The 13839-nt window shown below is 64.7% G+C and carries 11 protein-coding genes; 2 read left to right on the top strand and 9 right to left on the bottom strand.

The genetic code is table 11. The features are described from left to right. Positions 1-34 precede the first annotated feature (34 nt). From hutI to KW842_RS15880, 7 genes are all read right to left on the bottom strand, one after another. On the bottom strand, positions 35-1252 hold the full coding sequence (gene hutI / locus KW842_RS15910; protein ID WP_218305090.1) for an imidazolonepropionase: 1218 nt from the start codon (positions 1250-1252) through the stop codon (positions 35-37). An 11-nt stretch (positions 1253-1263) separates the two neighbouring features. After that, positions 1264-1839: a HutD family protein gene (locus KW842_RS15905; RefSeq protein ID WP_218305089.1), complete on the bottom strand. Its 576-nt coding sequence runs from the start codon at positions 1837-1839 to the stop codon at positions 1264-1266. Beyond that, positions 1836-3212, bottom strand: a complete 1377-nt coding sequence (locus KW842_RS15900; protein WP_218305088.1) for a formimidoylglutamate deiminase — start codon at positions 3210-3212, stop codon at positions 1836-1838. The genes KW842_RS15905 and KW842_RS15900 overlap by 4 nt, the downstream gene beginning before the upstream one ends. Continuing rightward, on the bottom strand, positions 3209-3994 hold the full coding sequence (gene hutG / locus KW842_RS15895; RefSeq protein WP_218305087.1) for an N-formylglutamate deformylase: 786 nt from the start codon (positions 3992-3994) through the stop codon (positions 3209-3211). The genes KW842_RS15900 and hutG overlap by 4 nt, the downstream gene beginning before the upstream one ends. 10 nt (positions 3995-4004) lie before the next feature. Then, a complete protein-coding gene (gene hutH / locus KW842_RS15890; RefSeq protein WP_229223726.1) occupies positions 4005-5543 on the bottom strand; it encodes a histidine ammonia-lyase in 1539 nt (512 codons plus the stop codon). An 8-nt stretch (positions 5544-5551) separates the two neighbouring features. Continuing rightward, complete coding sequence (gene hutU / locus KW842_RS15885; RefSeq protein ID WP_218305085.1) at positions 5552-7255, bottom strand: urocanate hydratase; 1704 nt, start codon at positions 7253-7255, stop codon at positions 5552-5554. A gap of 76 nt (positions 7256-7331) precedes the next feature. Beyond that, a complete protein-coding gene (locus tag KW842_RS15880) occupies positions 7332-8990 on the bottom strand; it encodes an amidohydrolase (RefSeq protein ID WP_218305084.1) in 1659 nt (552 codons plus the stop codon). 98 nt (positions 8991-9088) lie between these two features. Here KW842_RS15880 and msbA point away from each other — a divergent pair, with 98 nt between their 5' ends. Continuing rightward, positions 9089-10942: a lipid A export permease/ATP-binding protein MsbA gene (msbA, locus tag KW842_RS15875; protein WP_218305083.1), complete on the top strand. Its 1854-nt coding sequence runs from the start codon at positions 9089-9091 to the stop codon at positions 10940-10942. On the opposite strand, the gene KW842_RS15870 is transcribed toward msbA, so the two are convergent. Together KW842_RS15870 and ada are read right to left on the bottom strand one after the other, a co-directional pair. After that, positions 10927-11814, bottom strand: coding sequence for a 2OG-Fe(II) oxygenase (locus KW842_RS15870; RefSeq protein ID WP_218305082.1), 888 nt, complete (start codon positions 11812-11814; stop codon positions 10927-10929). The two genes, msbA and KW842_RS15870, sit on opposite strands and share 16 nt — an antisense overlap. Continuing rightward, positions 11807-12871 carry a bifunctional DNA-binding transcriptional regulator/O6-methylguanine-DNA methyltransferase Ada gene (gene ada, locus KW842_RS15865; protein ID WP_218305081.1) on the bottom strand — a complete coding sequence of 355 codons (1065 nt, stop codon included), beginning with the start codon at positions 12869-12871 and terminating at the stop codon, positions 11807-11809. The genes KW842_RS15870 and ada overlap by 8 nt, the downstream gene beginning before the upstream one ends. A 125-nt stretch (positions 12872-12996) precedes the next feature. On the opposite strand from ada, the gene hutC reads away from it, so the two are divergent. Continuing rightward, positions 12997-13719, top strand: coding sequence for a histidine utilization repressor (gene hutC, locus KW842_RS15860; RefSeq protein ID WP_218305080.1), 723 nt, complete (start codon positions 12997-12999; stop codon positions 13717-13719). The last annotated feature ends 120 nt before the right edge of the window (positions 13720-13839 follow it).

Below are 13839 nucleotides of genomic sequence, written 5' to 3'. Positions count from 1 at the left end.
AATGTAACCGAAAGCACCGCGCAGCGATGATTTTTCAGATGGCTGGCGAGCGCAGTTTTCCGGCGTTGACCACCGCGCGGCATGGATTCAGGCCGATGGCATACGACAGGTCGGCCGGACGCGCGATGCGCCACAGTGCGAAGTCGGCGCGCTTGCCTGCTTCCAGTGTACCGATCTCCTGTTGCAGGCCCAGCGCGCGCGCGGCATGGCGCGTTACGCCGGCCAGCGCTTCCTGCGGCGTCAAACGCCACAGCGTACAGGCCATATTCATCGCCAGCAGCAAAGAGGTCATCGGCGACGTGCCGGGATTGCAGTCGGTCGATACTGCCATCGGCACGCCAGCCGCGCGCAAGGCGGCGACCGGCGGCGGCGTGGTGTCGCGCAGGAAGTAGTAGGCACCCGGCAGCAGCACCGCCACCGTGCCGGCGGCGGCCATCGCTTGGATACCCGCTGCTGTCAGGTGTTCCAGATGGTCCGCAGACAAGCCTTGGTAGCGCGCAGTCAGCTCGGCGCCACGCTGATCGGACAACTGTTCCGCATGCAGCTTGACTGGAAGACCGCGCGCCTGCGCCGCCTGAAACACGCGCTCCGTCTGTTCAGATGAAAAGCCGATGCGCTCGCAGAAAGCATCCACCGCATCGACCAGTCCTTGGTCCGCCAACGGTGCGATCATCTCGCAAACCGCTTCGATATAGTCGTCGGCGCGGCCGGCAAACTCCGGCGGCAGGGCATGCGCGCCAAGGAAGGTGGCCGATACGCGCACCGGCAGTTCGCGGCCGATGCGGCGCGCAACGCGCAGCATATTGGCTTCCGACGCCAGCGTCAGGCCGTAGCCGGACTTGATCTCCAGCGTGGTCACACCTTCCGCCAGCAAGCTGCAGACGCGCGGCAGGCTTTGTTTCAGCAGTTCATCTTCGGATGCGGCGCGCGTGGCGCGCACGGTGGACATGATGCCGCCGCCTGCGCGGGCAATGTCTTCGTAAGTAGCGCCGTTCAGGCGTGCCTCAAATTCATCGCTGCGGTTGCCCGCATGGACAATATGCGTGTGGCAGTCGATCAGGCCTGGCGTCAGCCAGCTGCCGCCGCCGTCATGCACGGTGACGGCCTGCGCACCCTGCGGCAAGCCGGCCTGAGGCCCCAGCCATGCAATGCGGCCATCCTTGACGGCGATGGCCGCATCACGGATTTCGCCATAGCCGTCTGCATCGGACATCGTGGCCAGATGCACATTCGTAAACAACACGTCCCACATGCTTTGCTTTCTCAGTTGCGGATGATGTCGACCACCAGCACGGTGGCGCGTTGCGCTTCCAGCGTCCAGTCCTCTTCGGCGTTCATCACCAGCGTGTCATAGCGGACCATGGCGATGCGCTCGCGCGCGCTGCTCAGGCTCAGGCTTTCACCGTCTGCCAGGAACAGCAGCGTGGCGCCGCTGCGGCGCTTGAGCGCCTGCTTGCCGGTCACGGTCAACAGCTCCAGCCGATGGCGGCACAGGCCACGCCGCGTCATCACATTGAAATCGGTAGTCAGCTGGCCGGTGACGGTGGCGTGCACCGCATCCTCGCCGGCGAATTCGATCAGCGGCTCACTGGGGCTGAGCACAAAGCGCTCATCGCCGAAATCGAGCAGCACGCCGTCGCCGTTCACCAGCGCCAGTGAACGGTCGATGCCGGGGAAGGAAGAGAATGGACCATCCTGCGCAATGGTGGCCAGGCTGACGCGCCAGTCGAAATTCTCCAGACTGGCGGTGGCGGGAAAGATGGCGATTTCGGTGGTGCTGCCGCCGCCGTTCTTCCACGGCGTGGCGCACAGGCTTGCATACTGGATCAGCTGGGTCATCGGAACTCCCTCAGTTCGGCCAAGGTCTGCTTGAAGCGCGCAGCGATCGCCTGCTGCGCAAGGTGCTGCTGATTGCGCACTACCCACTGGCCACCGACCATCACGTCCCTGACCAGATTGTCGTTGCCGCTGAAGACAAAGCTGCCGAGTACCTCGTCCAGCGCCAACCCAAACATATTCGGATGCGCGTCATCCAGCACCACGATGTCGGCACGATGGCCAGTCGCAATCGCGCCGACCGGCCGCCCTGCCGCCTGGGCGCCGCCGCGCAACGCGCCTTGCCACAGGAAGTCCGCCACATTGCGCTCGGTGGCGGATACCGCGATGTTACGCCGTTGATGCTGCAAGCGCTGTCCGTACTCCAGCCAGCGCAACTCTTCCACCGCGCTTTGCGACACATGGCTGTCGCTGCCGATGCCAAACACGCCGCCCTGCGCCAGGAAGGATTCCAGCGGGAACAGGCCGTCGCCGAGATTCGCCTCCGTGGTCGGGCACAAGCCTGCCACCGCGCCGCTGGCGGCAATGCCGCTGATTTCATCTTCCGCCAGATGCGTCGCATGTATCAAGCACCAGCGCCGGTCCACCGGCACATTCTCCAGCAGCCATTGCACCGGGCGGCGTCCGCTCCAGCTCAGCGACTGCTGCACTTCGCCCTGCTGCTCGGCGATGTGGATATGTACCGGGCGCTGCTTGGGCAGCGCCGCCAGCACTTCCGCAATCTGCGTCACCGATGCGGCGCGCAGCGAGTGCGGCGCCACGCCGACTTCCACCTGCACGTCGCGCTGTTCTTCCAGCGCCTCCACGATGCGCAAGACATCCTCAGCATCCGTCTTGAAGCGCGCCTGCTCCGGTTTCAGCGGCATTTCGCCAAAGCCGGAATAACTATACAACACCGGCAGCATGGTGATACCGATTCCGGCCAACCGTGCGGCGGCAATCACCCGCTCGGCCGTTTCCGCCGGACGCGGATACATGGCGCCATCCGGCGCCCGCTGCACATAATGAAATTCACACAGCGACGTGTAGCCATGCCGCAGGCATTCGCTGAAAAGCTGTGCGGCAATCGCCTCGATATGCGCCGGTGTGATATTGCGCGCGAAGCGGTACATCAAGTCGCGCCAGGTCCAGAAGCTGTCCTTGCTGTCGCCTGCCTTTTCGGTGCGGCCGCCAAGCGCGCGCTGGAAGCTGTGCGAATGCAGGTTGATCATGCCCGGCAGCGCATATTCGACGCGCGTTGCGCCAGTGCTGCCCTGCTGTGGCGCCGGTGTGCCGGAAGCGACCGCGATAATCGCGCCGGTGCTGTCCCATTCGATCAGCACATCGCTGGCCCAGCCATCTGGCAGCAATGCATGGCGCGCGAACAGCTTGTTCATGCGCGCACCCAGTCGGCTGCAGCCTGCAAAGCCGCGCGCAGCGGCTGGCGCACCTGCGCGGCCAGGCCGGTGCGATATGCATATGGCGCCGACTCGTCCATATAAGTGGACTGGCACATCTCCAGCTGGATGGCGTGCACGCCACGCGCCGGCTCGCCGTAGAAACGCGTGATATGCCCACCCTTGAAGCGGCCGTTGACCGCGATCGTATAAGCGCTGTCCTGCGCGCGCGACACAATCGACTCAGTCAGGCCGGCGGCACAGCTCTTGCCGTCCGCCGTGCCGAAGTTCAGGTCCGGCAGTTTGCCGTCAAAGAAGCGCGGCACATGCGAGGCGATCGAATGCGCGTCCCATAACACCACCCGGCCATGCAGCGCCAGCAGGCGTTCCAGCTCAGCGCGCAGTTGATCGTGATACGGTTTCCAGTATGCCTGCAGACGGCGCTGCACTTCCGCTTCGTCCGGCGCGCGTCCCTCGCGGTACAGCGGCTCGCGGTGAAAGGTATCGACCGGGCACAGGCCGGTGGTGTCCTGCCCTGGATACAGATTGGTATTTTCCGGCGGACGATTCAGATCAATCACGTAGCGCGACCAGCGCGCCGACAAGGTGGACGCGCCCATCTCTTCCAGAAAGTCATACAGGTGTACCAGATGCCAATCGGTGTCCTGCTTGTCGGTGGCGGCCGGCGTCATCGCCGCCAGCACGTCCTCGGGAATATCGGTGCCCACATGCGGCATGGACACCAGCAAGGGAATACTGCCTGCTTTGAACTGATAATCCATGCCGTTCTCCTTACGGATGCAAGGCCGTGAACAGCTCTTTGCATGATGCGCTCAACTCGCCGCGCAGCACCATGCCTTTTGCAGCCTCGATATCCGGCGCGAAGAAACGGTCCTGCTCATAGAACGGCACTTTCTGGCGCAGCTGCTCATGTACATGCTCCAGATGCGGCGAGGTTTTCAGCGGACGGTGAAAATCGATACCCTGCGCCGCCGCCAGCAATTCGATGCCGATGATGGCGGCGGTATTCTGCGCCATGTCTTCCAGACGGCGCGCCGCGTAGGTCGCCATGCTGACATGGTCTTCCTGATTGGCGGAAGTCGGGATGGTGTCCACGCTGCCGGGATGCGCGATCGACTTGTTCTCCGACGCCAGCGCGGCGGCGGTCACATGGGCGATCATGAAGCCGGAATTGAGGCCCGGATCGCGCACCAGGAATGGCGGCAGGCCAGACAAGGTCGCATCGATCAGCAGCGACACGCGGCGCTCCGAGATCGAACCGATTTCCGCGATCGCCAGCGCCAGCGTGTCGGCCGCAAACGCCACCGGTTCGGCGTGGAAGTTACCGCCCGAAACCACCACCGACAGCTCGCCATCCTTGAACAGCAGCGGATTGTCGGTCACTGCGTTCGCCTCGATCAGCAGCGTGCGCGAGGCGTTATTGATGATGTCCCAGCAGGCGCCCATCACTTGCGGCTGGCAGCGCAGGCAATACGGGTCCTGCACGCGCTCATCGCCGACCAGGTGCGAGGCGCGGATCGCGCTGTCCGACACCAGCTGGCGGTAAATCGATGCCGCCGCGATCTGGCCCGGCTGGCCGCGCACTGCATGCACGCGCGCGTCGAACGGTGCATCCGACCCCTTGGCCGCATCCAATGACAGCGCACCGGACACCATGCCCGCTTCCAGCAGGCGCTCGGCCATGAACAGGCCATGCAGCGCCAGCGCGGTCGATACCTGGGTGCCGTTGATCAGCGCCAGGCCTTCTTTGGCGGCCAGCACCACCGGCGCGATGCCGGCGGCTTGCAGCGCTTCGGCCGCGTCCTGCAGCACGCCGTTGACGCGCACCTGGCCCACACCCAGCATGGCCAGCGTCATGTGCGACAGCGGCGCCAGGTCGCCCGAGGCGCCCACCGAGCCCTTGGCCGGAATAGCCGGCATGACACCAGCGTTGTACAACTTGATCAGCGTGTCGATGATCAGCGGACGCACGCCCGAGTAGCCGCGCGCCAGGCTGCCGATTTTCATCAGCATGATCAGGCGGCAGACCGCGTCCGACATCAGCTCGCCGGTGCCGACCGAATGCGACAGGATCAGGTTGCGCTGCAACTGCTCCAGTTTTTCGTCCGGAATGCGGGTCTTGGCCAGCAAGCCGAAGCCGGTGTTGATGCCGTAGGCGGCGTCGCCCTTGGCGACAATCGCCTGCACGGCGGCGGCCGACGCTTCGATAACAGGATAAGCTTCGGCAGCCAGCGACAGCGGCGCGGCAGCGCTCCACACGGCGCGCAGTTCGGACAAGGTCATCGCGCCCGGTTTCAGGATCAGATTCATATTCAAGCTCATTTAATCATTGGGAGATTCAGGCCATTGCGCTTGGCGCAAGCAACGGCGGTTTCATAGCCGGCGTCGGCGTGACGCATCACGCCCGAGCCGCTGTCGTTGACCAGCACGCGCGCCAGGCGCTTGGCGGCGGCGTCCGTGCCGTCTGCCACAATCACCACACCAGAGTGCTGCGAATAGCCCATGCCCACGCCGCCACCGTGGTGCAGCGACACCCAGGTCGCGCCGCCGGCGGTGTTCAACAAGGCATTCAGCAGCGGCCAGTCGGAGACCGCATCGGTGCCGTCCTTCATCGCTTCCGTTTCGCGGTTAGGGCTGGCGACCGAGCCGGTGTCCAGGTGATCGCGGCCAATCACGATTGGCGCTTTCAGTTCGCCGTTGCGCACCATCTCGTTGAACGCCAGGCCGGCGATATGGCGCTCGCCCAGGCCCAGCCAGCAGATCCGCGCCGGCAGGCCCTGGAAGGCGATGCGCTCGCGCGCCATGTCCAGCCAGCGGTGTACCTGCGTATGGTGCGGGAACAGCTCCTTGATCTTGGCGTCGGTCTTGTAGATATCTTCCGGATCGCCGGACAGCGCCACCCAGCGGAACGGGCCGCGGCCTTCGCAGAATTGCGGACGGATATAGGCCGGCACAAATCCAGGGAAATCAAACGCGTTCTGCACACCATGATCGAACGCCACCTGGCGGATGTTGTTGCCGTAATCGACCACCTTGGCGCCCAGCGCCTGGAAGTCCAGCATCGCCTGCACATGCACCGCGCAGCTGGCAGTGGCGGCAGCCTTCAGTTCCGCATGGCGCGACACGTCCTGCTGCGCCGCCTTCCAATCGGCCACGTTCCAGCCTTGCGGAAGGTAGCCATTAATCAGGTCATGCGCCGAGGTCTGGTCGGTGACCAGGTCCGGCGCCAGGCCGCCAGCCTGCGCGCGGCGCACCAGTTCCGGCAGCACATCAGCCGCATTGCCCAGCAGGCCGATGGAGATCGCATCGCCATTGGCCTTGTGCTGCTTGATCATCTCCAGCGCCTCGTCGATCGACGCGGCCTGCTTGTCGAGGTAGCGGGTGCGCAGGCGGAAATCGATGCTGCTCTGCTGGCACTCGACGGTCAGCGATACCGCGCCGGCCATGGTCGCCGCCAGCGGCTGCGCGCCGCCCATGCCGCCCAGGCCAGCGGTAAGCACCCAGCGGCCTTTCAGGTCGCCGCCAAAATGCTGGCGGCCCGCTTCGGCAAAAGTCTCGAACGTGCCCTGCACGATGCCTTGCGTGCCGATGTAAATCCATGAACCGGCCGTCATCTGCCCGTACATGAACAGGCCTTTGCGGTCCAGCTCATTGAAGTGCTCCCAGTTGGCCCACTTCGGCACCAGATTGGAATTGGCGATCAGTACGCGCGGCGCGTCTTCGTGGGTCTGGAACACGCCGACCGGCTTGCCGGACTGGATCAGCAGCGTTTGATTGTCTTCCAGCTCGCGCAGCGAGGCCAGGATCTGGTCGTAGCACGCCCAGTTGCGGGCGGCGCGGCCGATGCCGCCATAGACCACCAGATGCTTGGGATTTTCCGCCACTTCCTGGTCCAGATTATTCTGGATCATGCGGTAAGCCGCTTCCGCGCCCCAGCTCTTGCAGGTGCGCTCAGGGCCGCGCGGCGCGCGGATCTCGCGGCTGGCGTCGTAACGGGGATCGCTGTCGAAATGGCTGCTCATAGGGTCTCCTGCTGCGATGAATTGGAATCATCACAGCATAAGTTGTATAGACAACCAAGTCAACCCGTCGCGCTGCCTATTTTTTGTACACCCGTTTGCCGCCCATCCAGGTTTGCAGCACCTGGGTCTTGCCCAGCTGCTCAGCCGGAATCTTGAAGATGTCGCGATCAACCAGGATGAAGTCGGCCCATTTGCCGGTTTCCAGCGAGCCGATGACGTTTTCCTGGCGCGCGGCATAGGCCGCGTCCAGCGTGAAGCAGCGGAAGGCTTCGGTCAGCGTCATCGCCTGATTCTTATACCAGCCGCCAGCTGGCACACCGGCATTATTCTGGCGGGTGACGGCCGCATGCAGGCCTTCAAATGGATTCGGCGACTCAATCGGGAAGTCCGAGCCGCAGGCGATCTTCGATCCCTGATCGAGGAAAGTGCGCCAGGCATAGGCGCCCTTGATGCGCTCGCGGCCAACGCGCTGCTCGGCCATATTCTGGTCCGAGGTCGCGTGCGTCGGCTGCATCGACGGCAGGATGCCCAGCTGTTTGAAGCGCGGGATGTCTTCCGGCGTCACCACTTGCGCATGCTCGATGCGGTGGCGCAGCTCGACGTTCTTGTATTTCGGGATCAGCTGCGCGTAGGCGTCAAGGATCTGGTGGTTGCCGGCGTCGCCAATCGCGTGGATGTTGACCTGATAGCCGGCCTTCATCGCCTTATCCATCTTGGCGCGCATTTCCGCGTCGGGGTAGAACAGCAGACCCTTGGTCGATGGCATATCGGAGTATGGCGCCAGCAGCGCTGCGCCACGGCTGCCCAGCGCACCATCCGAATACAGCTTGACCGAAGCCAGCGCATACACGTCATTGGCGTAGGACTTCAGCGGACCATCTTTCGACAGCTCGTCGAAGTCGCTGGCGGTATCGCCGATCATCGCGTAGACGCGCGTAGTCAGCTTGCCGTGATCGGCGTAGTCGCGGTAGATATCATCCTGCACCACCTTGATGCCAGCATCGTGCACGCTGGTCAGGCCGACCTTGGCCAGCGACACCAGCGCCACATCCAGCGTGGCGCGCGCTTCGGCCGGCGTTGGCAGCGGCACTACCCGGTTGACCAGCTCCATGGCCGCATCCACCAGCACGCCGGTCGGCTTGCCGCTGGCGTCGCGCTCGATCTTGCCACCGGACGGATCGCGCGTATCCTTGTTCACGCCCGCCATTTCGAGCGCCTTGGTGTTGACCCAGATGGCGTGGCCGTCAACGCGGTGCAGCAGCACGGGACGGTCGCCCACCGCCGCGTCCAGCTCGGCGGCGGTCGGGAAGCGCCCCAGCTTCCAGTTTTCCTGGTTCCAGCCGAAACCGACGATCCAGGCATTTTTCGGGTGGCTGCGGGCGAATTCCGCCACCGCGCGCACCGCGCCGCTCAGCGAGGTGGGGCTGTACAGCTCCACGCCGGAGGCGATCTCGCCCAGCTCGAAGACGTGGCCGTGGGCGTCGATCAGTCCTGGCAGCAGGGTCTTGCCCTGCACGTCGATGTGCTCCGCCCTCGGCAGCGCCGCCGCCGTTTCCTGTTCGCTGCCCACCGCCACGATCCGGCCCAGATCATCGAAGGCCAGCGAAGTAAAGCGCTGTAGCTGGCCTGCGCTGTTCAGCGTGTAGCCGTTGGCGCGGTCGATGATGATATCGGCATGGGCTGGCAGCGCCAGGGCGGCGGCGATTAAAAGGGTGGTGCGCATCGATTTCTCCATTCAGCAGCAAGATTCAGAGTGTATCAGGCAAACAGCAGGAATTCAGTTGCGGGACAGGTACAATGCAGGCTTCAAGCATTCTCCTATGTGAATAACCAGTGTCCACCCGCCTCCTTTACACGCGCCTGCTCAAGGAATTCCGCCCTTACGCCTGGATCGCCGCCGTCACCCTGCTGGCAGTCGGCTTGGCAGCAGCCACCGACGTGCTGCTGATCCGCCAGCTGCAAAACGTGGTCGACGCGCTGGCGCCGGCGCACACGCTGGGCATGGCGCCTGCCAAGCCGCCGGCCACCGGCATGCTGGCGGCGGTGCAGGATGCGCTGGGCCATCTGCTGCCAAGCGACGCGACCAAGGCCGCGCTGTGGACCATCCCGGCGGTGATCTTCGGCCTGGCGCTGATGCGCATGGTGTCCAGCTTCGCCGGCGAATACGGCGCCGCATGGCTGAGCAGCCGGGTGCAGGCCAATCTGCGCGAAGTCATGTTTGCCCGCATCATGCGCCTGCCGAACGGCTATTTCGACCAGTCGTCCACCGGCACCACGCTGTCGCGCGTGGCGTTTGACGCGGCCCAGGTAGCGCAGGCGGTGCTGAATGTGATCACCGTCGCCGTGCGCGATTCGGTCGCGGCGATCGGCTATCTGGCAACGCTGTTCCTGATCGACTGGCAGCTGGCGGTGTTCTGTCTCGGCCTGCTGCCGCTGGTGGCGGCGATTGTCACCTTTGCCGGCCGGCGCATGCGCAAGTTGAGCAAAAGCGCGCAGGCGGCCATGGGTGACCTGAGCAATGTGCTGGATGAGAGCATCAGCGGCCAGCGCGTGGTGAAGATTTTCGGCGGCCAGAAATACGAGCAGACCCGCTTCGACCAGGTGGTCAAGCTGAATCGCCAGCTGGCGGTCAAGCACGCGGCCACCTCGGCGCTGAACTCCGGCATCATCATGCTGCTGATCGGGATTACGCTGTCGTCGGTGATTTATTTCGCGCTGCTGCGTGCGCAGGCCGGCGCGCTGTCGCCGGGCGCCTTTGTCGCCTTCATGTCGTCGCTGATGGCGATGCAGTCGCCGATCAAGAACCTGACCAAGATTAATGAACCGATGCAGCGCGGCCTGGCGGCGGCAGAATCGGTATTCGGCCTGATCGATATGGAATCGGAGGCCGACCGGGGCACCAAAACGATAGCGCGCGCCGAGGGCCGCCTGTCGGTGCAGGACGTCAGCTTCCATTATCGTGGCGCCGGCGGTGCGCCGCTGGATCCGGATGCGCGCCCGGCATTGGATCATGTATCGCTGGATATCGCGGCCGGCGAGACGGTCGCCCTGGTCGGCAGCTCGGGCAGCGGCAAGACCACGCTGGCAGGCCTGCTGCCGCGCTTCTACGATGTCAGCGGCGGCAGTATCCAGCTGGATGGCATCGATCTGCGCGATTACACCATGGCTTCGCTGCGCCAGCAGATCGCGCTGGTGTCGCAGGACGTGGTGCTGTTCAACGATACGCTGGCGGCGAATATCGCCTACGGCGACCCTGCGCCGTCAATGGAGCGCATCGAAGCGGCGGCGCGTGCGGCGCATGCGCATGAATTCATTGTGCGCCAGCCGGAAGGCTATCACTCGCCGGTCGGCGAGAACGGCCTGCGTCTGTCAGGGGGCCAGCGCCAGCGCCTGGCCATCGCGCGTGCGCTGTACAAGAACGCGCCCATCCTGATACTGGACGAAGCCACCAGTGCGCTGGATACCGAATCCGAACGGCTGGTGCAGCAAGCGCTGGAAGTATTGATGAAGGGCCGCACCACGGTGGTCATCGCACACCGCCTGTCGACCATTGAAAACGCGGACCGCATCGTGGTGCTGGACCGCGGCCGTATCGCCGAAGCAGGCAGCCACGCGGCGCTGCTGGCGCAGAACGGCATCTACGCGCGCCTGTATCAAACCCAGAAAAGTGTTCAGGCGGCGTCGTGAAAGATGATGCCCAAAGTGTGGCGTGATCCGGCGCGCAGCCGGCTCACGCCATGCCGCAGGTTGACGCGGTAGACGCCGCGCGTGCCCTGCACGGGGCGATGGTTGACCGCAAAGATGACCATGTCGCCGCGCTGCCACGGCACCACTTCCACCCGCGACTGCATGCGCGGGCGCTGTTCGGTCAGCACCAGTTCTCCCCCTTCGAAATCCTCGCCCGGCTGGTTGAGCAGCAATGCCGCCTGCAATGGGAAAACGTGTTCGCCATACAGGTCCTGGTGCAGGCAGTTATAGTCGCCGGCGGCGTATTGCAGCAGTAGCGGCGTCGGGCGCTGCTGGCCGGCGGCGTGGCAGCGGGCCAGGAAGTCGCTGTGTTCGGCGGGGAAGCGGTCCGGCAGGTCCATCAGCTCGTGCCAGCGGTTGGCGATCAACGCCAGCGGGCCGTACAAGGCGCTGCGCAGTGCGGCGATTATCGATGGCAGCGGATAGCGGAAGTACTGGTACTCGCCGCTGCCGAAGCCGTGTTGCGACATCACCACCCGGCTGCGGAACAGCTGCGGCTGCGCATACTGCGCCGCCATCGCCGCGCATTCGCCGGCGCTCAGCATGCCGGGCAGGACGGCGTAGCCGCGCGCATTCAGCTCATCAGCAATCGCCTGCCAGTCCAGGCCAGCGACATGCACCGCAATGCCTGCCGCTGCCCCAACCGCCCGACGCGCCGCCTGTACCGCGTCAGCGACGCCCGGCAGCGCGGATGACTCGGCGCCACGCGCTGCGCTGTCGCTGACCGCGCGCGGCGCCGGGGCGACCGGCGGCACGCTGCGTGGTTTACGCTCAGCGACCGGGTCGCCGAAATCCAGTTCGCCGTTACTCATTGACCGTCTCCCGGTTCAGCAGCGCCGCCTTGCGGTCCACACCCCAGCGGTAGCCGGAAATGGTGCCGTCGTTGCGCACCACGCGGTGGCACGGAATGGCGACCGCGATCGCGTTGGCGGCACAGGCGCTGGCGACCGCGCGCGCACCGCGCGGCACGCCGGCCAGCTCCGCCAGCTCCGCATAGGTCAACCGGCGGCCGGACGGTAGCGCCCGCAGCACCTGCCACACGCGCTGCTGGAACGCAGTGCCGCGCACATCCAGCGGCAAGTCCAGCCCCAGCGACGGCTGCTCGACCATGCCGACCACGCGCGACACCACCTGCTCGTATTCCGGCTCGGCCCCGATTAATTCCGCCTTGGGGAAACGGTCCTGCAAATCCTTCACCAGAAAATCCGGATTATCATCGATCAGGATGGCGCAAATGCCCTGCGCCGTGCTGGCCACCAGGATCGGCCCCAGCGAACACTCGGCAATCGCAAAACGGATCTGCTCCCCTGCCCCGCCGGCGCGGAAGGCCGACGGCTTCATGCCCAGCACCGCCGGCGACTGCGCGTAAAAGCGTCCGCTGGAATTGAAGCCGGCCGCATACAGCGCATCGGTCACCGACGCCTGCGCCGCCAGCCCGTCCTGCACGCGCCGCGCGCGGGCCGCATTGGCGTAGGCCTTGGGCGTGATCCCGGTCACCGCCTTGAACATGCGGTGGAAGTGGAAGCGGCTGACGCCCACCGCAACGGCCAGCGCATCCAGGTCCGGCGCCTCGTCGGCTTCATCGATCAGGCGGCAGGCCCGCGCCACGATGGCCGCCTGGCGCTCGGCCAGCGGCGGTTGTTCCGGCTTGCAGCGCATGCACGGCCGGAAGCCGGCCTGCTCGGCCGCCTCGCGACTGTCGTGGAAAGCCACGTTCTTGCGCAAGGCCGGCCGCGCCGCGCACGACGGACGGCAATACACCCCGGTGCTGCGCACCGAATACCAGAACACGCCGTCGGCGCCGCCATCGCGCCGCTGCACCGCCGCCCAACGCATTTCTTCGCTACTGTAGCTGCTGTCATTGCCCATTTCAGACTCCGTGTCAGTGGAATGCGGCCATCTTAGCCAGCGCAATAAAGTGACGCACTCCGCCTCTTGCTTTTGAATTGTACAAGCATGCAGTGCTAAAATTCCCGCTTTCCTGGAGAAGCCGTTTGGACGACCACACTACGCAAGACAGCATCCCTATTTTCCAGCGCATCAAGGACTACCTGGTATCCGAGATCGCCGCCGGCACCTGGAAGGAAGGCGATGTGATTCCGTCCGAACAGGCGCTGGTCAAGCAGTTCGGCGTCTCGCGCATGACCGTCAACCGCGCCGTGCGCGAGCTGACGGCGGAACAGGTGCTGACCCGCCGCCAGGGCGCCGGCACCTATGTGGCCCAGCAAAAGTACCAGGCCACGCTGCTGGAGATCAAATCCATCGCCGACGAGGTGCGCGCGCGCGGCCACGCCCACCGCAGCAGCCTGCAGCAGCTGGAACGGGTCAAGGCCAGCGACCTGATGGCCAAGCAGTTCGATCTGCCATCCGGCCATATGCTGTTCCATTCGGTGATCGTCCACTTTGAAAACGGCGTGCCGATCCAGGTCGAGGACCGCTGGGTCAATCCACAGTGTGCGCCGGACTATATGGAACAGGACTTCGCCCACATCACGCCCAACGAATACCTGATGCGCGCTGCGCCGCTGCAAGGCGCCACCTACAGCATCGAGGCGCTGGCGGCGCCGCGCGACATCGCCGACATGCTGGCGATCGACACCAGACAGGCTTGCCTGGTGCTCAAGCGCCAGACCTTTTCCGCCGGCCTGATCGCCTCGCTGGCCACCATGTGGCACCCCGGCCACCGCTACCAGTTCGCTGGCAGCTTCAACCAGTAGCATCGATGGCTAGCATCAAGCTAGCCTGAGCCATTCGCACTTTCTCACTAATTGTCACGAAAACAGCCCAAAAGTGTTAAATTTAAGGCTGTTTTGATGCAGCTCAAGATGCAATCGTTT

This window comes from Duganella sp. sic0402, from assembly GCF_019219065.1.
Classification (GTDB): Bacteria; Pseudomonadota; Gammaproteobacteria; order Burkholderiales; family Burkholderiaceae_D; genus Rugamonas.
Note: the sequence above shows the minus strand (reverse complement) of the source record. Positions and strands in the feature narration are given on the sequence as shown.

Coding starts and splice junctions, on each gene's coding strand:
- hutI (WP_218305090.1), bottom strand. CDS start 1,252: ATGTGGGACGTGTTGTTTACGAATGTGCATCTGGCCACGATGTCCGAT.
- KW842_RS15905 (WP_218305089.1), bottom strand. CDS start 1,839: ATGACCCAGCTGATCCAGTATGCAAGCCTGTGCGCCACGCCGTGGAAG.
- KW842_RS15900 (WP_218305088.1), bottom strand. CDS start 3,212: ATGAACAAGCTGTTCGCGCGCCATGCATTGCTGCCAGATGGCTGGGCC.
- hutG (WP_218305087.1), bottom strand. CDS start 3,994: ATGGATTATCAGTTCAAAGCAGGCAGTATTCCCTTGCTGGTGTCCATG.
- hutH (WP_229223726.1), bottom strand. CDS start 5,543: ATGAATCTGATCCTGAAACCGGGCGCGATGACCTTGTCCGAACTGCGC.
- hutU (WP_218305085.1), bottom strand. CDS start 7,255: ATGAGCAGCCATTTCGACAGCGATCCCCGTTACGACGCCAGCCGCGAG.
- KW842_RS15880 (WP_218305084.1), bottom strand. CDS start 8,990: ATGGAGAAATCGATGCGCACCACCCTTTTAATCGCCGCCGCCCTGGCG.
- KW842_RS15870 (WP_218305082.1), bottom strand. CDS start 11,814: ATGAGTAACGGCGAACTGGATTTCGGCGACCCGGTCGCTGAGCGTAAA.
- ada (WP_218305081.1), bottom strand. CDS start 12,871: ATGGGCAATGACAGCAGCTACAGTAGCGAAGAAATGCGTTGGGCGGCG.